This window comes from Streptomyces sp. AM 4-1-1 (assembly GCF_029167625.1).
Classification (GTDB): domain Bacteria; phylum Actinomycetota; class Actinomycetes; order Streptomycetales; family Streptomycetaceae; genus Streptomyces.
The window spans coordinates 3,319,650-3,340,925 of the sequence record NZ_CP119145.1 but is presented as its reverse complement, the minus strand read 5'-3'; the positions used below and the strand labels follow the sequence as shown (position 1 = coordinate 3,340,925).

Annotated in this window: 18 protein-coding genes; 15 read left to right on the top strand and 3 right to left on the bottom strand. The window is 65.0% G+C overall.

The features are described 5' to 3' along the window. Nucleotides 1-294: 294 nt before the first annotated feature. The 9 genes from PZB75_RS14255 to PZB75_RS14215 all read left to right on the top strand — a co-directional run bounded on the left by PZB75_RS14255 (nt 295) and on the right by PZB75_RS14215 (nt 10,401). Nucleotides 295-1,170: a diiron oxygenase gene (locus PZB75_RS14255; RefSeq protein ID WP_275535668.1), complete on the top strand. Its 876-nt coding sequence runs from the start codon at nt 295-297 to the stop codon at nt 1,168-1,170. Further along, complete coding sequence (locus PZB75_RS14250) at nt 1,167-2,006, top strand: hypothetical protein (protein WP_275535667.1); 840 nt, start codon at nt 1,167-1,169, stop codon at nt 2,004-2,006. Before PZB75_RS14255 ends, PZB75_RS14250 begins: the two co-directional genes overlap by 4 nt. Continuing rightward, entirely contained in the window at nt 1,996-2,712 is a 717-nt protein-coding gene (locus PZB75_RS14245; protein WP_275535666.1) for a 4'-phosphopantetheinyl transferase superfamily protein, read from the top strand. The genes PZB75_RS14250 and PZB75_RS14245 overlap by 11 nt, the downstream gene beginning before the upstream one ends. A 340-nt stretch (nt 2,713-3,052) precedes the next feature. Continuing rightward, complete coding sequence (locus PZB75_RS14240; RefSeq protein ID WP_275535665.1) at nt 3,053-3,877, top strand: SAM-dependent methyltransferase; 825 nt, start codon at nt 3,053-3,055, stop codon at nt 3,875-3,877. Continuing rightward, nucleotides 3,877-4,842 carry a 3-oxoacyl-[acyl-carrier-protein] synthase III C-terminal domain-containing protein gene (locus PZB75_RS14235; RefSeq protein ID WP_275535664.1) on the top strand — a complete coding sequence of 322 codons (966 nt, stop codon included), beginning with the start codon at nt 3,877-3,879 and terminating at the stop codon, nt 4,840-4,842. Before PZB75_RS14240 ends, PZB75_RS14235 begins: the two co-directional genes overlap by 1 nt. Next, nucleotides 4,839-5,120, top strand: coding sequence for a phosphopantetheine-binding protein (locus tag PZB75_RS14230; RefSeq protein WP_275535663.1), 282 nt, complete (start codon nt 4,839-4,841; stop codon nt 5,118-5,120). The genes PZB75_RS14235 and PZB75_RS14230 overlap by 4 nt, the downstream gene beginning before the upstream one ends. Then, nucleotides 5,117-5,932 (top strand): hypothetical protein, encoded by an 816-nt coding sequence (locus PZB75_RS14225; protein WP_275535662.1) that lies wholly within the window; start codon nt 5,117-5,119, stop codon nt 5,930-5,932. Before PZB75_RS14230 ends, PZB75_RS14225 begins: the two co-directional genes overlap by 4 nt. Beyond that, nucleotides 5,932-6,396, top strand: a complete 465-nt coding sequence (locus tag PZB75_RS14220; RefSeq protein WP_275535661.1) for a holo-ACP synthase — start codon at nt 5,932-5,934, stop codon at nt 6,394-6,396. Before PZB75_RS14225 ends, PZB75_RS14220 begins: the two co-directional genes overlap by 1 nt. A gap of 840 nt (nt 6,397-7,236) precedes the next feature. Next, on the top strand, nt 7,237-10,401 hold the full coding sequence (locus tag PZB75_RS14215; RefSeq protein ID WP_275535660.1) for a type ISP restriction/modification enzyme: 3,165 nt from the start codon (nt 7,237-7,239) through the stop codon (nt 10,399-10,401). A 95-nt stretch (nt 10,402-10,496) separates the two neighbouring features. Here the strand turns inward: PZB75_RS14215 and PZB75_RS14210 are convergent, their stop codons facing one another. Further along, complete coding sequence (locus PZB75_RS14210) at nt 10,497-15,380, bottom strand: DEAD/DEAH box helicase (protein ID WP_275535659.1); 4,884 nt, start codon at nt 15,378-15,380, stop codon at nt 10,497-10,499. A gap of 170 nt (nt 15,381-15,550) precedes the next feature. On the opposite strand from PZB75_RS14210, the gene PZB75_RS14205 reads away from it, so the two are divergent. Next, nucleotides 15,551-16,114, top strand: coding sequence for an HD domain-containing protein (locus PZB75_RS14205; protein ID WP_275535658.1), 564 nt, complete (start codon nt 15,551-15,553; stop codon nt 16,112-16,114). On the opposite strand, the gene PZB75_RS14200 is transcribed toward PZB75_RS14205, so the two are convergent. Together PZB75_RS14200 and PZB75_RS14195 are read right to left on the bottom strand one after the other, a co-directional pair. Then, complete coding sequence (locus tag PZB75_RS14200; RefSeq protein WP_275535657.1) at nt 16,102-16,569, bottom strand: NUDIX domain-containing protein; 468 nt, start codon at nt 16,567-16,569, stop codon at nt 16,102-16,104. The genes PZB75_RS14205 and PZB75_RS14200 overlap by 13 nt on opposite strands. Continuing rightward, the gene (locus PZB75_RS14195; protein ID WP_275535656.1) at nt 16,556-17,329 is read right to left on the bottom strand and encodes an XRE family transcriptional regulator; all 774 of its coding nucleotides are present in this window, start codon (nt 17,327-17,329) and stop codon (nt 16,556-16,558) included. The genes PZB75_RS14200 and PZB75_RS14195 overlap by 14 nt, the downstream gene beginning before the upstream one ends. A gap of 98 nt (nt 17,330-17,427) precedes the next feature. Between PZB75_RS14195 and PZB75_RS14190 the strand changes: the two genes are divergently transcribed. The 5 genes from PZB75_RS14190 to PZB75_RS14170 all read left to right on the top strand — a co-directional run bounded on the left by PZB75_RS14190 (nt 17,428) and on the right by PZB75_RS14170 (nt 20,944). Beyond that, complete coding sequence (locus PZB75_RS14190; protein WP_275535655.1) at nt 17,428-18,120, top strand: haloacid dehalogenase-like hydrolase; 693 nt, start codon at nt 17,428-17,430, stop codon at nt 18,118-18,120. Between the two features lie 108 nt (nt 18,121-18,228). Then, nucleotides 18,229-19,131: a radical SAM protein gene (locus PZB75_RS14185; RefSeq protein ID WP_275535654.1), complete on the top strand. Its 903-nt coding sequence runs from the start codon at nt 18,229-18,231 to the stop codon at nt 19,129-19,131. Beyond that, entirely contained in the window at nt 19,124-19,765 is a 642-nt protein-coding gene (locus tag PZB75_RS14180) for a hypothetical protein (protein ID WP_275535653.1), read from the top strand. Before PZB75_RS14185 ends, PZB75_RS14180 begins: the two co-directional genes overlap by 8 nt. Continuing rightward, the gene (locus PZB75_RS14175; RefSeq protein WP_275535652.1) at nt 19,683-20,336 is read left to right on the top strand and encodes an SAM-dependent methyltransferase; all 654 of its coding nucleotides are present in this window, start codon (nt 19,683-19,685) and stop codon (nt 20,334-20,336) included. The genes PZB75_RS14180 and PZB75_RS14175 overlap by 83 nt, the downstream gene beginning before the upstream one ends. Before the next feature lie 20 nt (nt 20,337-20,356). After that, nucleotides 20,357-20,944 (top strand): class IV adenylate cyclase, encoded by a 588-nt coding sequence (locus tag PZB75_RS14170; protein WP_275535651.1) that lies wholly within the window; start codon nt 20,357-20,359, stop codon nt 20,942-20,944. Nucleotides 20,945-21,276: the final 332 nt, after the last annotated feature.

Here is a 21,276-nt window from a genome sequence, read left to right as displayed (position 1 = left end):
GTGTCCCTGTCCATGAATGTCGGCGATTCCATAGCATTGGTCGGAGCGATATGCGCAAACTGTCGAACTCGTAGCAAATCATCCGGTTGGTGAAATTAATCGATCAATGATATAGGGGTGCCCGGGATTTTTGAACCGCGCCCATGGGTTCGAATTGCCCACCCGTGCCCATCCGTGCGCGACCGGTCGGCGTCCGGTCCCGGCCAGGCCGCTTTCTGGCGTTGAACGGACTTCCGGTGCCGACCTACCTTCGGAGACGACGCGGCACCCGCGGCGAACGGAGGTCATCGGTCCATGGTCAGCGAAGTCATCGAGCGCAGCGAGCGGTTCCAGGGGATTCTGGGTCGCCTCAGCGCCAAGTCCATCGACGACTACTACAACCCGTACCGGCTCTTCGACTGGCCCGACCGGCTCCCCGAGGACATGTGGTGGATGAGCCCCGAACTCACCACCACCCACGGGACGGAGGTGGCGCGGCGGCTCAGCCCCGAGCAGGCCCACGCCCTCTCGCGGTACGAGAGCATCAACTTCTACAGCCTCAATGTGCACGGCATTCGCGAACTCCTCATCGAGGTCGTCAACCGCATCCACACAGCAGGATTCGAGGCGCCGTCCGAGTTCTTCCACCATTTCATCGGTGAGGAGAACGAGCACATGTGGTTCTTCGCGGAGTTCTGCCTGCGCTACGGCAACGGCAAGATCTACCGCCAGCCGGCCGGCGCCACGGCCGCCCCCACCTCATCGGCCGCGGTGGAGAACCTGCTCGTCTTCGCCCGCATCATGATCTTCGAAGAGCTGGTGGACCACTACAACTCCTCGATGGCGGTGGACGAGCGGCTGCACGAGACGATCCGCGCCATCAACCGCATTCACCACCAGGACGAGTCCCGGCACATCGCCTTCGGCCGCGAACTGGTCCAACTGCTCTTCGAGGAAGTGCGCAGGACGGCGACGGAGGAGGAACTCCAGGAGATCTCCGGCTATCTGCGCCGTTACATGACCCACAGCTTCGAATCCCTCTACCACCCGCAGGTCTACCGCGACGCCGGGCTCGACGACCCGCACGGGATACGCCGTGAACTGCTCGCCTCACCGGCCCGGGTCCACGCCGAGGAACAGACGTTCCGCAAGACCACCAAGTTCCTGCGGAAGACGGGAATCGTCCGATGAACCGGCTGACCGGCAGCGGGGGCGAACAGGCCCTGGCGATCCTCGGGCCCGGGGCGACCCGGCTGCTCAGGGAGCTGGACCGGACGTTCGCCGGCTGGGGACTCGCCGCGGGGGCCGACGAGATCAGCCCTCCGCCGTTGTACCCGGTCACCGACCTGGAGAAGTTCGACGTCTACGACAACTTCCCGCACCTGGCGTGGGTGGCCGGCTCACTGGACCTGGAGGCCGGTGACGCCAAGCCGCTGGGCGGCGCGTTCGACCGGGCCCAGCTGCGCGAGGCGCGTTACGGCCTGCCGCACGCCACCTGCTACGGCGCCTACCTCTTCCACGAAGGCGGCCGGGTCGCCGACGACACCCTGGTGACCCTGGTCAACCGGTGCTTCCGCAACGAGGACCACTACGGGGGACTGCGGCGCCTGGCCAGCTTCCAGATGCGCGAGATCGTCGCCCTGGGCACGTACGAACACACCCAGCGGGTCATCGCCCGCTCCACCGAACGCATCCTGGCCTTCTCCGACGCGCTCGGAATCGGTCTCGCCAAGGAGGCGGCCACCGACCCGTTCTTCAAGAACGACGGTGCCCGCGCCCTGCTGGCCAAACTCAGCCCGGTCAAGTACGAGTTCCAGTACGGCGACCTGGCCATCGCTTCGGTCAACACCCACCGCAACTTCTTCGGTGAACGCTGCGGTATCACCCTCGCCTCCGGCGAGCACGCCTTCACCTCCTGTGTCGCCTTCGGCCTGGAGCGCTGGCTGGCCGTACTGTCCGAGCACTTCGACGACGACCTGGACGCCGCGGCGGACGCCGTACGGGCGGCGGCCGTCGATGCGGGCTGATCCCGCGCCGGCGATCGCCGCCGCACTGCCCCGCATCGGCGTCGACATCGTCCCGCTCTCCCGGATTCCCGCCCTGCTCGACCCCGAGTCGGGCCCCGCCCTCCACCGGATGGTCACCGACGAGGAACTGGCGCAGTCGAGCCCGGACCCCGACGGCGAGCCCGACCCGGCGGCCGTCGCCGGGCGCATCGCCGCCAAGGAAGCCGTCTTCAAGCTGTTCGGCTCCACCGGGCAACCGCTGCCCTGGCCCGGCATCCAGATCCTGCGCGGCACCGGTGGCAGGCCCTTCGTACGGCTCACCGGACGGGCCGCCCGCCTCGCCCGCAGCGCCGGGCTCGGCCCGGTCGACGTCAGCATCAGCCACGACGGTGGCTACGCCGTCGCGGTCGCCGCGGCGGTCGCCCACGCCCCCGCCACCCCTTCCGAACCACCCGCAGAACCCAACTCTGAGAGGAAACCCATGAGTTCCGTCACCACCTCCACCGGAATCGAGAAGGTCAGGGACTGGATACTCGGGCGGCACGCCGACCGCACCGAGCTGGCCATGGACGTCAACATCATCGAGAGCCGACTGGTCGACTCGCTCTCCTTCGTCGAGCTGGTCTACACGATCGAGGACGCCAGCGGCACCGAGATCGACTTCGACGCCATCGACATCGAGGACTTCCAGTCCCTCGCGACCATCCAGAAGGCGTTCTTCTCCTGACCTGCCCGGCTGTCCCGGGCTTCCGGGGCTACCTGGCCGTACCGGAGCTTCCGGGCCGTTCGGCCTTCCTGGGCTTCCCGGCCGTCCTGGCCTCCCAGGGTTACCGGGGCTTCCGGGGCTTTCCCGGGCTCCCCGGGCCTTCCGGGGCTCCCGGGGCTTTCCCGGGCTCCCCGGACCGTCCGGGGCTCCCCGGGCTTTCCCGGCTCCTCGAACTGCCCTGCTACCCCGGCCTTCCCGGACCGCGCCCGGTTCCCCGAACCTCCCGGCCTCCCCGGCCGCCCCGACGGTCCCGGCCCGCCGGCCGTGACCGACCACACCCCGACCCCTGAAGAGGCGAATCATGCACGCAGTCTCCTACACGGCCCAGTGGATGGCCGCCGCGCGAGCGCTGGAATCCGAGCGGGACGATGCCCTCTACCACGACCCGCTCGCCCGTGACCTCGCGGCGCCCAAGGGTTTCGACCTCATCGAGCGCTACCAGGGCGGAGGGCTACTGCCGTTCATCTCCATCCGTACCAAGTTCCTCGACGACAGCATCCGGACCACGCTCGCCGAGACCGACATCCAGCAGGTCGTCCTGATCGCCGCGGGCATGGACACCCGGGCCTTCCGTCTCCAGTGGCCCGAGGGCACCAAGGTCTACGAGGTGGACCACGGCCCGCTCATCGAAGAGAAGCGCAGGCGCCTGGACGCGCTGGGCGCGGAGCCCCGCACGGACCGCCGCGAGGTCCCGGCCGATCTGACGGGGGAGTGGCTGCCGGACCTGAAGGCCGCCGGTTTCGACGCCTCCCGGCCCACCCTGTGGATCGCCGAGGCGCTCACCTTCTTCCTCACCGAGGAGCAGGCGGCGGGTCTGCTGCGGCTGCTGGCCTCCGCGTCCGCGCCCGGCAGCCGGCTCTCCTTCGACATCCTCGGCCGGTCCCTGCTGCGCAGCCCCTTCTCCAAGCCGTTCCTGGACACGCTCGCGGCCGACGGCACGCCGTGGATCTTCGGCACCGACCAGCCCGAGGAGTTCATCGAAGGCAACGGCTGGAAGGTGACGGACCTGCGCGAGCCCGGCGCTCCCGGTGCCGGTGAGGGGCGCTGGCCGTACGAGGTCCAGCCGAGGAGCAGGCGCGGTGCCAACCGCCTGTGGCTGATCCGCGCAGAGATCGCCGTCGGCTGATGGGCGGTCACACCACACTGGAACGCATCGAATCCCATCTGCCCGAACGCAGCCTGCGCATCGAGGAGTTGGGTGAGCACCTCGGGCTCCGCCGGGCCGAACTGGGGGTCTTCCGGAAGTTCTACGGTCTCGACACCCTTCGGTTCGATCCGGACATCGGCCTCTTCGACCTGGTGAGGCCCGCGGCGCGGCGCGCGCTGGAGGCGCTGCCCGAGGGCGGCAGGCTGGCCTATCTCGTCTACGCCCACACCACCCAGGCGGTCGCACCGCCCGACGTGGACGTCGCCCAGGTGGTCAGGGACGAACTGGGGCTCGCCGAAGGCGGAACCGAGGCGTTCGCCCTCAGCCACCAGGCGTGCGTCTCCAGCCTCGGCGCCATCGACGTGGTGGGCGAACTGCTGCGCGCGGAGGGCGACGACAGCGCGTACGCCCTGATGGTGACGGGCGAGCGGGCCTATTCGCCCATCGTCCAGCACATCCCCAACACGGCGATCATGGCGGACGCGGCGGCGGCCTGCCTGGTCACCATCGACGGACAGGGGGACCAGGTCCACGCCTTCACCACGCGCACGCTCGGCGAGTACGCCCAGTGGCTGGAGCTGACGGCGGAGCAGAACAACGAGTTCGGCCAGCAGTACGGGCCCCGGATCGCCGAGGTGATCAACCGGGCGGTGGCGGACGCGGGCCTCACCCTGGACGACATCGAGCTGATCATCCCGCACAACGTCAACATGCTCGCCTGGCGCCAGACCATCAAGGCGCTCGACGTGGCCCCCGAGCGGGTCTTCCTGGAGAACGTCCCCCGCTACAGCCACACCTTCGCGTCCGACGTGTTCGTCAACTACACCACCCTGCGCGAGGCGGGCCGGCTCACCGAGGGCGCCCACTACGTGCTGGTCTCGGTCGGCCTCGGCGCGACCTTCGGGGCCATGGTGATCACCCACCGGAAGGAGGGCGGCGCGTGAACGACACGGCGCCGGGCCGCGACCAGGTCCTCGCGGCCATCGAGGAAGCACTGGAGGACGTGCTGGGACGGCAGATCGGGCGGGTGCCCGAGGACACCGGCCTCTTCGACGACCTGCGGCTCGACTCCTCGTCCGTACTCGAACTGCTGCTGCTGGTCGAGGACAGCACCGGGGCCGCGGTCGACCCGGAGACCCTCGACATCGACCATCTGCGCACCATCCGGTCCTTCGCCGACTACGTCGAGAAACTGCTGACGGCGGGACAGGTGGCGGCATGACACACCTGACCGTAGGAGCGGCCGCCGCGGTGCGCGCACCGAGGGGCGAGGCACCCGCCGACGACACGGCGGCCCTGGAGTACTTCCGGGACCTGCTGGGCCCCTTCGGCATCAAACCGGACGAGGAACTGCTGGGCAGGGGCCCCCACGTGAGCCACCGGCAGCTCGCGGACCTGCTCGCCGAAGCCGACGGGGTACGGGAGAGCAGACCGCACTTGCTGGTGGTCGCCCACGCCCTGCCGGACGTGGTGCCGTTCACCGCGATCTCCCCCCACCTCACCGAGCGCCTGGGGGGCGAGGCGGTCAACTTCGCCGTCGGACAGCAGGGGCTCGCCGCCCCGTTCACCGCGCTGCGGATCGCTGCCGCGTACCACCGCGCGGGGCGGGCGGCCGAGGTGGTCATCGCGGTACTGGAACAGACCACGCTGCCGACCAGGTTCCCGCTGGTGCACGACACCCCGCTGACCGACTCGGCGGCGGCGCTGGTGCTCCGTTCGGGCGAGGGACAGGGGCTGAACCTCGCGCGGGTCGCCACCGTGCCGTCACTGGCCGATGCCTGCGCCCGGGAGGACGGCACACGGCGGACCCTGTTCGTGTTCGGCCCCTGGGCCGGGGAGGTACCGGTGCCGGAGGGCGCGGACGCCCACCGTGCCCCGCCCGGCACGTACTGCACCGGCGTCTGGCTGGAGCTCGCCGAGAACTGGCAGCGGTGGCAGCGCACGTACCGCAAGGTCGTGCTCTGCGACACGGACCCGCGCGACGGCCGCGGTCATCTCGCGGTGTTCACGGCAGCGGGCGACAGGGACGAGTGATGTGGCTCGGGGCCGACCTGCTGTACCTCGGCGAGCTGGATCGGCTGCTCGGCCGGAGCTGGTTCACCTCCTTCGTCTACACGCCGGAGGAACTGGCCACGGCCGAGAGCTTCGGCCCCGCCCGCGCCCGGGAGTTCCTCGCCGGACGGTTCGCGGCCAAGGAGGCGGTGCTGAAGGTACTCGGCACCGGAATGGCGGGCGGAGTGCGGCCCTGCCAGGTGGCCGTCCTGCGCGAGGACGACGGCGCCCCCGCCGTACGCCTCACCGGTGCGGCCGCCGCCCGGGCGGCCACCCTGGACCTGCACGAAATCAGCGTGACCATCACGCACAAGCGGGACCTCGTCCTGGCCGTGGCACTCGGCCTGCCCGAGGCGTACCGGGAGGCGATGGCCGGGAGGGAGGGAGGAACGGGGGAGCCCGTGAACACGGGACATGAGCCGAGGCGCTGTCAGTCGGTCGACTGAGACCAGAACTGCGATCACCGATGTCGAAGGCCCCCGCAGCGAATTGCAGGGGCCTTCAACGTATTGCCCGGTGAGAGCAATGGCGGAGGATACGAGATTCGAACTCGTGAGGGGTTGCCCCCAACACGCTTTCCAAATGTTCGCCTGAGGGTTCGGCAATGTACGCAGGTGTCCTGACCTGCGGCAGGGATGCTACGGCGGACTTTCTGAACGGTGCCGTATGTCGGTGAACGCAACCAGAATTGCAACCACGACACCAGTGGTTCCACTCGGTCAGAGACCGTCCGCGGCTGCTTGAGCGCCACTATCTCGACTCGGGTACGGCGCGCGCCACATTGCTTGGGGTTGCCAGATCATGGCAGGGGGTGATCAGGTGATTACGCGTTGTCGTCTTCTCTGGGTCGGAGTCCCTTCCCTGCCTGGCTACATCATGCGGCTCCGCTGCTCGCGAGTCGCAGCTACGGCGGAAGCTACTGAGGGCGCAGGCGCGTGTGAGCAAGGGTGCTGAGTGGTACCGCGTGGAAGAGCGTCGACGTCGCAACCGGCCAGGAGGGGCACGTCCCAAGGGCGAGTGCCCTGGCTTATCTTCCTACCGCGCACTCGGCTCGTAGGATCGTCAACCTAATAGGGCTGCGTTGGGGGCGGACGATGTCGTATGTAGCTAAACAGTCTGACGGGGCGGGGGCCGCATCAGGTGTCGCGGAGCTTGTCGCGCAGTTCGGTCGCGAGGTCTCAGCAAAGCTCCAGGGGGTCGGAGGGAGGGGCAGTGGCCGAGAAGAGGCGCTGACAGCCCCTACGGAGCACCTCATGCGAGGTATGGCCCGTCGTCAGAACGTCAGGATGACTGCACACGGCCAACACGCGATCAAGAAGCTCAAGGCCCGGCCAGACTTCGCCATGACCATCGGGGGCAAGATCATTGGGCATGTCGAGCTGAAGGCGCCCGGGAAGGGCGTTGACCCTTCGAAGTGGTCAGTCAACAGCCATGACCACGAGCAATGGGAAAAGATCAAGGTATTGCCCAATCTCCTCTACACAGACGGCTACGAGTGGGCCCTGTACCGGGAGGGGGTCCAGATCGGAGCAACGGCCAGACTAGTCGGCGACTTGGACCATGGCACCGCAGCGCTGGCCGTGGCAGATGACAGGTTCGAGCAGCTCGTCGCTCTGTTCTTCGGCTGGGTACCAACAGAGCCGGAGAACCTCGGCGACCTGGTCAAACGCATCGCCGGTCTGTGCGCATTGCTGCGTGACGAGGTTCGGGAGCGACTTGCCCGTGAAGAGCGCGGGGAGGCTAACGCAACCTTCACGTTCCTTGCACAGGACTGGCGCGATCTACTGTTTCCGGACGCGACGCCAGAGTCCTTCGCGGACCAGTACGCTCAGACCCTCACATTCGCACTACTGCTAGCCCGGATCGAGAATATTGATCTGGAGACTCTTTCCTTGGTGGAGGTGGCGAGGAAGCTCGGCAAGAGCCACTCGCTGATGGGTAGGGCGCTCGAGGTCATGACGGACGACGCCTTGGACGGTCTGCGCGGCGTGGTCGGCGTCATGGTTGAGGTCATCTCCAAAGTCGACTCCGCACTATTCGAAGACGAGACCGGTGACGCTTACCTCCACTTCTATGAGGGCTTCCTAGGGGCGTACGACCCGGCACTCAGACAGCGGACTGGTATCTACTACACGCCTAATGAGGTCGTCAGCTTCATGGTCGGCTTCACCGACCAGGTCCTGCGGACTCGGCTCGGCCGAGAAAAGGGCTTCGGCAGCGACGATGTAACCGTGGTCGATCCTGCCACCGGTACCGGTACGTTTCTGATCAACATCGTCAATCGTGTGGCTAAGGACATCGAGCAGGAATACGACAACGGCCTCAAGCCAGGTCTCCTGCGTAAACTTGCCGGCCGTCTCATCGGCTTCGAGAAGCAGACCGGCCCGTACGCCGTGGCCGAGCTCCGCCTCAGCCATGCCTTCAAGGCCCACCAGACGGAGATCGTAGACAACGCATTCCGCCTGCACGTTGCCGACACCCTCGACGACCCGGGTGTCGAACAGCGCCTCGGTTTTGTTTACGAGGCCATCGCCCAGCACCGAAAGGCCGCGAACAAGATCAAGGCCGAAGAGCAGGTGATGGTGGTCATCGGTAATCCGCCCTATCTCAAGGGTGCCAAGGCCGCAGGCCAAGGAAGATGGATAGCAGAGGGAGGTGAAAATAAGGCCCCTCCGATCCTGAACCGATTCCGCGCGCCCGACATAGGTCGGACCGGGTATGCCCTGGACAACCTCTACGTTTACTTCTGGGCATGGGCCACCTGGAAGGCATTCGATCAGATGTCCGCTAACGGGGATCCTGACGCCCCCTCAGGAGTGGTTGCGTTCATTACTAATGCAGGCTTCCTCGACAGCAAGGGAGCTGCAGGAATGCGCCGGTACCTGCGCACGTCGGCAGATGAGGGATGGATTATCGGCCTCTCGCCAGAGGGCGCCTATTCCGACACACGGAATCGTGTGTTCCCGACAGCGAAGCGGGAGATTTGCATCGCAATCTTCGTGCGCAGGGGTACACCGAACCCCAACTTGCCAGCTACGGTGCAACGGCTGGACGTTCCCGCTGGACGCCGAGAGGAAAAATTCGCCTGGCTCGCGGGTCTCGGCGTGGATGGGCACAAGGACGGTAGCCCATGGCAAATTTGCTCCGAAGTCCTTACGGACCCATTCCGTCCCGCGGCGGCCGAGGATTGGGCGATGATGCCACCCTTGGACGCGCTGTTGCCGTGGACCACGCCCGGGAATAAGAACAACCGCAGTTGGCCGATATCCCCTAGTAGGGAGGCGCTACACGATCGCTGGAAGGCTCTGATCAAAGCGCCTAAGAGTCGCAAGGCCGCGCTTATGAAGGGCACTCGTGATCGCAGCCCTGACAAGCTGGAACAGCCCCTGCCCAACCAAGAATGGCGGGAGGTCCTCGCAGATGCGACCAACCAGATTCCCGTGCTGGAACCGTACGGGCGGATGACCTTCGACCGACAACACCTAATAGCGGACCGCCGCATCATTGACTACCCGCGTCCTCCCTTGTGGTTCACGAAGAGTGACCGACAGGTGTTCCTTTCCGAGCTTCACTCGGAATCAGGTCGTCCGGGCCCCGCGGTGAGCTTCACTGCACTCATCCCGGACATGCACCATTTCAAGGGTACCGAGGGTGGGCGCGTCCTACCCCTATACCGTGACCCTCTCGGCCAGCATGTGAATATCACGCCCGGCCTCCTCGAAGCTCTTGCCAGCGTGCTCGGCATCCCAGTCACGGCTGAGGACCTACTTGCCTATATCGCTGGAATCGCCGGACATTCCGGATATACCGAGTACTTCCGGCAGCAGCTGAGCGCACCCGGCGTCCGCATCCCTCTAACCCGAGATGCAGACCTGTGGGAGAAGGTGGCGAACGTCGGCAAGCGTGTGGTGTGGCTGCACACCTACGGTGATCGCTGGGCGGACCCAGCGGCTGGCCGACCGGAGTCAGAGCCGCGTCTACCGGAGCGTGACCGGCCTAGGAACCCGACGCCTATCGGTGAGGGGTCTGGGGGATTCCCCGAAGCCATTCTCTACGATGCTGGCACACGCACCCTCACTCTTGGCACGGGCGCTATCGCCCCCGTCACATCGGAGGTTTGGGACTACCAGATCGGCGGGGTGCAAGTCGTAAAAAAGTGGTTCGGTTTCCGTAAGCGCAACCCCGACGTCGAACGCCAGACGCCACTAAACGACATTCTGCCCGAGGAGTGGCCTTCGGAATATACGATTGAACTCCTCAATCTATTGAACGTCCTTGGTTTGTTGGTTGCGCTTGAGCCCGAGCAAAGGAGTCTCCTCAGAGAGGTCGCTGAAGCTCCCATGATCGGGATCGACGAGCTGACCCAGCGCGGGCTGCTTCCGGTTCCTCCGTCGGCCAAGAAGGGGCCAAAGGTGCCGCGTGTCGCCCGGCCGAAGCCCGGCAAGCCCTAAGAGGTGCCGCCGGCGGGCTGAGGACGAGCGGCCCCTCTAGGGCAAGCAACCTGCACGCGCAGGGGGCCGTTCATTGGGCAGAGTCCACTTATCCGCTACCCGAGAATTTCTAGTGGCGGAAGCGAGTCCACGATCTTCATAGTCTCCAAGCTGACCGTCACGATCCGCTTGAGAAGGTCGATGATGTAACGCGGGTTATCGGACCACTCGTTCGGGTCGTTGATAATGCCCGACGCCTTATCGACCTTAACCTGGTAGCGGTCGATGATCCACTCGATCGCGGAGCGGGCGCCGAGTTGGAATCGGTACGCGTCCTCGGGGATGTTGGTGAGGGTGACACGGTTGTTGTAGATGATCGTCGAGCGGTCTTGTTCGCTCTTCTTTTTGGGGATCTTCATTTTGGCGACCCGGTACATCTCGTGGGGCGAGGTACCCGACAGAGTGTCTGGAGCCGGTGTCTCGACGATGCCCCCATACGGCTCAGCCTGCTCGTAGCGAACGTGCAGCTCGGCAAGTCTCCGGCCGGCTTCAGTGAATCCCCGGAAGTCCCGCACCTTGGGAATGCGGGGTAGTGACTTTCTTAGGTCAGCGGCGAAGCGTTCGCGGTATTCCGGCGAGTGAAGCAGCCCGTATGTGTAGTAGAAGACGTCGTCCTTGGTGATGGTCGAGTCGTTGTAGCTCTTCTGGTAGTCCCGCAGGGCGGCGTCAGTGATGTTGTCGACGCGTTCGAGTCCGGTCTCTTCCTCTGTGTCGGCGAAGAGGTCGTCTTTCTTGCCGAGTTCTCGGTAGGTATAGCGAGGGAAGAATTGACCGCCGCTACCTGCACCCGTTACATGGAGATCAGGCACATCGTCGAGCATGAGGACGGAGAAGGGCACGGCTGAGCCGTTGCCGACAGTGTAGAAGCCGAAGTTAGTGTCATCAGGGGTTGGGAACAGCCGTCCGAGTTGGTAAACCATATCGTTCAGTCGCGCGTCGAAGACGACATGCTGCTTCGCGAATGGGCGATAGGTGGAGCGGAATAGGCGTCGTTCATCGAAGGAAATCTTTGTTCCCCTCGCGACATTGGCTTTGTCTGCGCGGTTCCAGCTGATCTTTTTCGGATCGAAGTCAATGAACTTCTCGGCATCCGTCGATTTAGGGTCGGTCACGCCCCGTGTCTCGCAGTATTCTGCGAATCCCGTCACCTGTTCGTTGTAGAAGTCGATCATCGACCGTACGTTTTCCCTCACGCTGTGCATGGAGAAGTTGTAGACCCAAGGGTCGCGTCCGCTCTTTAGCCCGCCGGAGTGCACTTCGAAGACAGCGTTCGCGCGAGCAGCCTTATCCTTTTCGCCAATGGGTCGAAACTCTGCGAACCGCTCGTCACGCTGGTTAATCCAGTCGCCGTCTGCGTTCGGAGTGAGGTGCTGCCACTTTACCGTGTCGAGATTCTCGGATCCAATGATGCGAAGCTTGTCCTCACGGCTGAGGTAGTCGCCGATATCCCGGTAGTACAGTGTGCAATTTTCAGCTGAATTTACACTTTCTCCTCCCTTGACCAAGATGAGGATGGCGACGGTGTTCCGGCTGCCCGACCCGAAGATTTTCCCGCCCTCTCTCCGAGACAGCTCTCCGGCGGTGCGCTGGTTCCCCCGTAGGTTGTAGCAGTAGATTGTGTCGAATTCCTCGGTAAGTGACTTACGTAGACCGTCCGCCGTATTGCCGTCGATATAGCCACCGTTGGAGACGAAGGCGACGACGCCCTCATGTTTGATGCGATCGGATGCCCAGCGGACAGCGCGAATATAGGAATCGTAAAGTGAATTCTTATTTGTTGCTGTCGATCGTGCGACGTACGTTCGCTGAATGCGATCGTCCAAAACCTGGTACTTTAGATTCTGGTTGTCGTCGTTCTGGCTGTCCTGTCCGACTGAGTACGGTGGATTTCCGACGACCACAGTAATGCCCTGAGTTTGCTGCTTCTTCGCGCGCTCACTATTGCCCTCCAGGACATCCATTCCGTCTAGCTTCCCTGTGCCCTCGGCAAGCTGGAAGGTGTCTGTTAGGACGATGCCTTCGAAGGGTTGGTAATCGCCGTCGGCAATCTCGTGGAAAGCGGCCTCGATATTGACGGCAGCAATGTAGTACGCGAGGAGCACGATTTCGTTTGCGTGAATCTCACTCGTGTACTTCCGTAGAAGATCCTCCGATCTAATAAGCCCGGACTGAAGGAGGCGTACGGGGAACGTGCCGGTCCCGACGAACGGGTCAATAATTTGAACGCCTTCATCCGAGAGCGATCGGCCGAAGTGCTTCGCCATGGCCTGCTCGGTAGAACGGATGATGAAGTCGACGACCTCGACCGGCGTATAGACGATGCCGAGGGCGTCGGCCGTCTTAGGCAACGCCGTCTTAAAGAATTTGTCGTACAATTCGACAATGACTCGCTGGCGGCCCTCGTGATTGTCGATTCCCTCGGCGCGAACCTTCACCGATTGATAGAAGCTTTCAAGGGTTTTTGTCTCTGCGTCTAGGCCCTGATCATCGAGGATGTCGAGCATTCGCTCCATAGCCTTGGAGACCGGGTTATGTTCGGCGAAGCCGTAGTCCTTGAAGAGGGCGTCAAAGACGGGCTTGGTGACGATGTGCTGTGCGAGCATGTCGATGGCGTCGGTCTCGGAGACGCCGGGGTTTATGTTGGCCCTCAACTCGCTTACGAACTCGTCGAAGGCCGCCTTCTTCTCGGGGATCGCGAGCGCGGCCTCGATGCGGGTGACATGCCGGCGGGCGATGTCCGCGATGTCCTTCGCCCAGTCCTCCCAGTAGTGGCGCTCGCCGACCTTATCGACGATTCGTGCGTAGATTGCGTCGCGCCAGTCGCTGATAGAGAACAGTGCGTCCTGGACGTGCTGGGCGCTTTGGGCTTCCCTGTCCTTGGCCTCCTGCGTGCTGTCCGCTGTGCTGGAGCCGTCCTTTCCGCCGATCGTCTCGTCGTTAGGCCCGATGCTGCCGATGCCGATTTTGTTGTCGGGCTTATGCTTGTTCAGCTCGATTTGGTTGACGGTCGCGTTGAAGCGGTCGTCGTGGGCGCGCAGGGCCTGAAGTACCTGCCACACAGTCTTGAAGCGCTGGTTATCGGCGAGAGCCTTTTCCGGCGGCGTGCCAGCCGGCACCGCGACGGGCAGGATGATGTAGCCGTAGTTCTTGCCGGGGGCCAGGCGCATCACGCGGCCGACGGACTGGACTACGTCGACCACTGAGTTGCGCGGGTGCAGGAAGAGGACGGCATCCAGGCTGGGGACGTCAACGCCCTCTGACAGACAGCGTGCGTTGGACAGAATGCGTGCCTGGTTCTGGCCCGGATCCTGCTTGAGCCAGTCGAGCAGGACGTTGCGCTTCAGGGTGTTGAAGGTGCCATCTACGTGGTCTACCTCGCAGTGAAGTACGTCGTCGTCGGCATCGTCATAAGCATCAACGACTTCGTTGAACCGATCGGCGATGGACTGGGAATCGGCGATGGAACGGGCGAAGGCGACTGCCCGCTTCATTGGCGCCTCACCTTCGGCGAAGCCGGAGCCGTCGGCAAACGTGCCGGTGCGCTTGGCCATGGCGTTCCAGCAGCCGATGATCTTCGCTGCGTCATCGATGTTCAGCTCGCCCGCGCCACCAGCGAGGCCCTCTTGGAGGGTCTTGGCGACGACGCCTTCGTCGATGGTGAGGATGAGGACCTTGTAGTCAGTAAGCAGGCCCTGTTCGACGGCCTTGCCGAAGCCAAGCCGGTGAAATTCCGGGCCGAAGAGCGTTTCGTTGTCCATCGACGCCAGGACCGCTTCCGAGTTTTTGGCGTCGGCCTTCGTGTCTTCGTTGTAGATGCGTGGGGTGGCCGTCATGTAGAGGCGGCGGTCTGCGGCGAGGTACGCGTCGTCGTGGACGCGGACGAAGGCCGACTCGTCGTGGCCAGACAGCGTGACGCCAGTGGTGCGGTGGGCTTCGTCGCACAGGATGAGGTCGAAGCTGCCCAGCCCCTTCTTCTGCGCTGCGGCGATCGTGGCAATCGATTGATAGGTGGAGAAGACCACCGTCAGTCCCGGGCCTGCCTCGACGCTGGCCATCTGCTTGATCAGGCGATCGGGGTCAGTTGTGGCGGGTAGAGCCAGGTCGTGGGTGGCCATGTCCTGGTCATCGCCCTGAGGCTTCCCCTTGCCAACCTTGACGTCAGAGCAGACAGCAAAGGGGCGCAGAGTGACTTCAGCCTCGAATGACCACTCGCGCAGGGTCTGCGACAGCAGCGCGATGGAGGGGACCAAGAAGAGGACGGTGGTGTGATCGCCCTTGCCAGCAGCGGCGCGCTCCTTCTGGAGCCGCTCGACGATCTTCAGACCCGTGAACGTCTTTCCCGTGCCGCAGGCCATGATCAGCTTGCCGCGATTGTTCTCGGTAAAGCCGTCAAAGACTGAGTCGATTGCCTCGCGTTGGTGTGGGCGCGGAGTCTTCTTGGCCTTCAGTTGCATTTCGAGCGGGGCGCCGATCGTGGGCATGTGCCACTCGACCGGGCTGTTCGCGATGTCGGACAGGCCGACCCTGGTAACAGGGATTTGCTGATCATCCAGGGCCGCTTCGGCATGGACACCCCACTTCTCGGTGGTGGAGATGACCATGCGGCGGGTGAAGCCGCCCTTGCCGGAAGCGGTGAAGAACGAGTCGATGTCTTCCTTCTGGATGGTGTGCTTCGACTCGTAAAACTTGCACTGGATGGCGCAGAAGCCGCCGGTCTCCCGATCCTGGGCTACCAGGTCGATGCCGGTGTCGCGCTTGTCATGCTCGGCACCCGGCCAGTCGGCCCACATCCATACCCGCGTGAACTGTTCGGTCCATGTCGGGTCCGTGCTGAGGTACTGGAGCATGAGTTCCTCGAAGCGGGTACCACGATCGCGATTCCCGTCGACGCCGTTACGGATCGCCCAGATAACGTCGTGCACCGTCGTGGTCGTCGCCACTGCGCCTCGTTCCCTCACAGCTAAAGGCCCGCGTACCCGCGCGCCGGAGTATCCAGAATCAGTCAGAACCCTACTGGCCCCAGGAGCCGCAGTATGGGCTCCGGTCGATTCCTCGCTGTGACGCTATCCAGTCCCGAGTGGGGAGGGCTGGACCTGGGCACGTACCGAGCATGGACGGATCGATGATGGAGTGGGCATGCGGGGTGGCCGAGACGGAGATGGCTGAGCCCCTTCCTCGTCGTTGGGCGCACTCGCAAGGGGTCGCGCAGCGAGCAGAGGGACTGGCCAGAGTTGCAGGAGAGGACGCGGAGCTCCTGGCCTCTGCGGCCGTCCTGCACGACGTGGGCTATGCCCCGCGCCTGGCTGTCACTGGTTTCCATCCGCTGGATGGGGCTCGTTTCCTTCGTGACACCCATGCTGCGGATGAACAGCTGGTTCGGTTGGTGGCAAACCACTCGTTTGCGATATTGGAAGCGGAGGAGCGCAGGTTGCGGGATGTGCTGGAAGCTGAGTTTCCGCTGCTGGACAACCAGTGCCTCGTGGACGCACTCGTGTACTGCGATATGACGACTACGCCCGATGGTGCGATCACTTCTACCGATGCCCGGTTGGCCGAGATTACCGGCCGGTATGGGTCGGACAGCCTGGTGGGGCGGTTCATCCGTCGAGCGTCACCGGACATTCTTGCGGCCGTGGGGCGAGTGGAGGCAGCGCTGGCTGCTCAGCCCAGGTAGGGGTAGGTGCCGGCGAGGTAGTCGCCGATCTGTTGGCGCATGCTGGGGTGGATGTCGTACTGGTCCAGGTCGCTCGGCTGGACGTAGCGGACGCCGTCGGCTTCGTCGTTGATGGTGGGCTCGCCGCCTACGGGGCGGCCGATGTAGGTGTTCTCGTACTGCTGGCGGATCTCGCCGTCGGTGTAGGCCACGATGTGGTTCGGGTTCGTGTAGACCCCCAGGAAGCCCGTGATCTCGGCGATGATTCCGGTCTCTTCCTGGCATTCCCGCACGGCGCACTGGGCGGCGGTCTCGCCGATGTCCTGGGCTCCTCCGGGAAGGGCCCATTGGCCGGTGTCCCTGCGGCGCTGGAGGAGTATGGCGCCGTTGTCGTCGACGACGAGCAGGTTGTTGGCGGGGATGAGCGTGTTCGCCTTGGGGGCCTTGGGGTCGTTGTAGTACTCAGTCCTGCCCATGTGGCGAGGGCCCCTCCTGGTCTGGTGTCCAGGGCCGTGCGGTGGCCCAGACAGCTTCGAAACTCTGAGCGTAGTTGTCGAACCAGCCCGCCGTGTCTGCTCTGCGGAGATGGAGGAGGGGGTTGGCACTGGCCGGCTGGCCCCAGACATGCGGGTTGATCAGAAGATCATCGTCGTATCGGAACATGGAGGTGTAGAGCGTGGTGTCGTGCAGTCTCACCTCGCATCCGGCCTCGGACAACAGGGGCCGGTAGTAGGTCAGGGAGGCACGGATCTTGGCGGCGAGTGTGTCGCCGATTCCCTCTTCGTGGCCCCGGATTGCTGCAGCCCGGCCCTTCGAGTCGCCGAAGCAGAGCCGCACTCGCACCCCGCTCGACGCACGCTCGGCGAGCATCTTGGCCACGTGCGGGTTGGACTGAGCGAAGAAGGTGCCGGAGAAGACGAGGACGCTGATCTGCTCCTGGGCGCCGTTGAGCAGCGACAGCCATGTGTCGCGCGGGACGCTCGCCCGGTTCTGGTAGGTCCCGACCAGCTCCTGCCCTGAACCTGCGAGTTGCTGCGGCGTGGTCGGCGCTGGTGCGGGCCAGAGGAACAGTTCCTCGACCCGTAAGTGCTTGGCGACGCGGAAGCGGTGGCGAGGATGGGGAACGCGCCCGCCGAGCCACCGGCCGACGGTCTTGGGGTCCACCTCACAGACTTCGGCGAGTGATTCGGGTGGGATGCCGCGCTGGGCGAGCACGGATTGCAATCGCTCGTTCACAGACGCCATACAAGCCGAGACCGGTCAGGAGCGGCAAGGACGTTTCGGGACGTTCCACAGAAGGAGGGGGCCATGACCGCTGTATTTACGCTGGATGCATGGAGCTCATCGTCCTGTGGGACATCGACCACACCCTGATCGAGAACTCAGGGGTCAGCAAGGAGATCTACGCCGCCGCCTTCACGGCCCTGGCGGGAAGGGCGCCCGCGGGGCCGGCGCGGACGGAAGGGCGTACGGACCGGCTGATTATGCGCGACATGTTCGAGCGGAACGGCCTGGCCGAGCCGGACTGGCCAGCGGTCGAGAAGGCTCTCGCCGACGCCGGGGAGGCCCGTCTCCACGCCCTCAGCCAGCGGGGAACAGCCCTGCCCGGTGTGCGGGAAGTCCTGAAGGAGGTCTCCGTGCGCAGCAGTTGGGTGTCGTCGGTGCTCACAGGCAATATCGCGGACAACGCCCGCGTGAAGGTCGCGGCCTTCGGCCTTGATCCCCTCCTCGACCTGCCGGTTGGCGCCTACGGGGCCGATGCCCTCCAACGCCCCGACCTGGTCGCTGTCGCCCGGGAGCGGGCCCGGCGGCTGCGGGGAGCCCCGGATGGCGTGCCCGTCGTGCTCGTCGGAGACACTCCGAGGGACGTGGAGGCCGCACTCGTCACGGGTTCCGAGATCATCGCGGTCGCCTCCGGCGTCCACAGCACCGAAGAGCTGGCAGCCGCCGGTGCCCGTATGGTCCTGCCCGATCTGACGGACACCGGCCGTGTACTCGGGATTCTGGAGGGGCTCTCCGCACGCTGAAAACGTCCCAGGACGTCCTTACAGCGTCCCGATACGCGGTGACGAGGTCCGTACCTGTCCCGCCAATATCAGGTCTCCCACCAGGCAAGCGCCTCGAAGGAGACCCTCGTGATCAGCGAAGTCACCGGGATCCGCAGGATCCGGATGCTGTACCTGCAGCTGCTCTACCGCTGCAACTTCGAATGCCTGCACTGCTTCCACGGCAAACGGCTTCAGCACGCCGACGCCTTCACCTCGGACGAGGCGGTCAACCTCCTTACGCTGATGCGCGACGAGTACGGCACCGAGGCTGTCACCCTGCTGGGCGGCGAGCCGTTCGTCTATCGGGACCTCGCCCAGGTCGTCCGGTACGCCAAGCGGGACCTGGGCATGCAGGTCGAGATCTGCACCAACGGCTACCGGATCGAGCGCCGGTTGACCGAGATCGCCCCCGACCTGGACCTGCTCCGGGTGTCGCTGGAGGGCATCGGTACGACCAACGACAAGATCCGGAAGTTCGGAAGTTACCGCAGTGCCCTGAGCGCACTCGAAATCGCCCAGCAGCTCGGCGTCCGCGCTGGCGCGACCATGACGGTCACCTCACGCAACATCGACGAGGTCCTGTCGCTCGCCCGCACACTGCAGCACTACGGGGTGGAGCAGCTGAAACTCCACTGCCTTCGGCCGGTCGGCAACGCAGCGGACCACCCCGAGCTCCTAGTCAACGACGCCACGGCCTACACCCGTCTGCGGGAGTGCCTGGCCTCGGCCGAGCTGGGCATCGAGGTGATCCTCGACGAGGACCTGTCCGAGCTCGGTGCGCCGGACGCCTGCCTCCCTGCGGGGGGCCCTGTGGAGATCGAGCGGATCGAGGCCGACCCGCGCGGCGCGCTCACTATGTCCTGCAAGGCTGTCGGCAAGGACTCGCACGCCTTCTGGTACGACAAGCTCGCCGATCACATCGACCACCGGCCGTCCGCCACCGACGAGCTCACGCTCGCGGTGCCGGACGTGGTGTACGGACGTGTCTGATCCGGCGTCGTTCGAGAGCGTCGAAGGGCTACGCGGCACCGGCAAGTCGACGCTCGCCCCCATGCTCGCGGCCGCCCGTGGCGCGGTACTGGTCCCGACCGTGCCACCCGCCTACCAGGTACTGCGGCAGGAGGTCGACCGGCTGGGAAACGTAGAGGCGCGCATGTGCTTCTACCTCTCGGCCCTGTTCACCGCCACCGATCAGATCCAGCGGTACCTGTCCGCCGGCATCCCGGTCGTCGTGGAAAGCTACTTCGCACGCTGTCTGGCCAACCACAGCGCTTTCGGAGCCAACCTCTCCGTGTCCCTGCCGCCGGGCATCCCGCGTCCCGTCACCTACTACCTCGTCTGCGCGGAGGACGAGCGCCAGCGCCGACTCGCCAGGCGCGACAAGCCTGTCTCGCGTTGGGACACCCTCGCCGAGATCACCGCAGACAAGATCACCGACGCCTACGCCTCGTACCCAGTGCACCGCGTGAACACCACCGGACTCACCCCTGACGAGGTACTCCGAGCCGTCCTGAGCACCCACCCGCAAGGAGAGCAACCCCGTGCAGACACCCAGCATGTGGCGGCACACCCTCACCTTCTTCCCCCAGTTCCTCGCCGCGCTGAAGGAGCGTACGGAGCCTGACTCCACCGTGACGGTCATCGGCGCGAGCGACGGCAGACTCGTCGTGCCACTGGCCGCGGCCGGCTACCGCGTCATCGCCATCGAGCGCGACCCGCTCGCCCTCCACGGCGGCGAGGTCCAACTCCCGGGTGGCAGAACCGGTCACGCGACGGGCATGATCGAGCGGCTGAAGCAGGAAGGGCTTCACGACCGTGTCCAGGTCGTGGAGGAGGACTTCCTCGCCTCCGAACCCGTCACCGCCCCCGGTGATGCCGTCTGGACGAGCTGCTCGTGGCATTACAGTGCCAACCACCACCGGCCGTTGGGCGAGTTCGTCGACCGCATGCAGCGCCTGGTCCGGCCCGGCGGCCTGTTCGGCGCGGAGTTCATGATGCCCCTCACGCAACGCCACCACGTGCTTGAGCACTACACATCCCCCGAGAAGCTGCGGCGTTACTTCATCGGGGACTGGGACGTCCTGCTCACCCTGCGGACCAACGAGTTCACCGAGCAGGCGCACGTCGGACAGCTGCAGGACCACAACCACCGCATGGGCCTCCTCCTCGCCGCCCGTGCGTCCACCCCCTCCTAGAGCTACGGGAAGAAGGACCTATGAAGCACGAGTACGAGGCCAAGTTCCTCGCCGTCGACGTCGACGGCCTCCAGGCCAAACTGATCGCGCTCGGAGCCGTCCAGGCATTTCCGCGCACCCTCCTCACCCGGAAGATCTTCGAGAACGACGCCCTCGAAGGCGGCGCCTGGGTCCGCCTGAGGGACGAGGCCACCCGCTCCACTCTCACGCTGAAGCAGGTCACCGACTCCACGACGATCGACGGCACCACCGAGATCGAGACCGAGGTGTCCGACCTGCACGCCATGGCCGAGATCCTCCGCAACGTCGGCCTGCGCGAAGTCCGCTACCAGGAGAACTTCCGCGAGGAGTGGCGCCTGGGCGAAGTCGCCTTCGATTTCGACACCTGGCCGGACCTCCCCACCTTCGTCGAGATCGAGGGACCCGACGAGGCATCGGTCCGCCAGGCAGCAGCCCTGCTCGACCTCGACTACACCGAGGCACGATTCGGCAGCGTCGACGAGATCTACAAGAGCGAGGCCGGCAGGGACATCCTGGCCGAGCCCACGCTCCTTTTCGCTGACGCCGACAAGCAGGCTTCGGCCAGGGCAGCTGTCCCGAGCGAGTGATCTTGGGGGCCGAGCTGTGTTGATAGAACTGGCCGTGACGCCTCGGGTCATACCCGGCATCGCCGAGTTCGCGCGCGGCGGTCTGCCCGCCGCAGCAGACACTGACGACGGCAATACGTGGACTGACGGCTTCTGCTGGCTCTACTGCGGCCAGCGATGGACCCGTGTTCTATGGATCGGCCCGGTGAGTGTGGCGGGTGCCCAGGCGGCGATGTTCGCCTGCGGCCCGTGCATCCGCGTCTTGCAGGAGCAGGTCTGGCAGTCCCTCCTCCTTCACGACGAACCGACTCGCCCGCCACCTGTGAGCACGGCTTCTGCAACCGAGCAGCCTG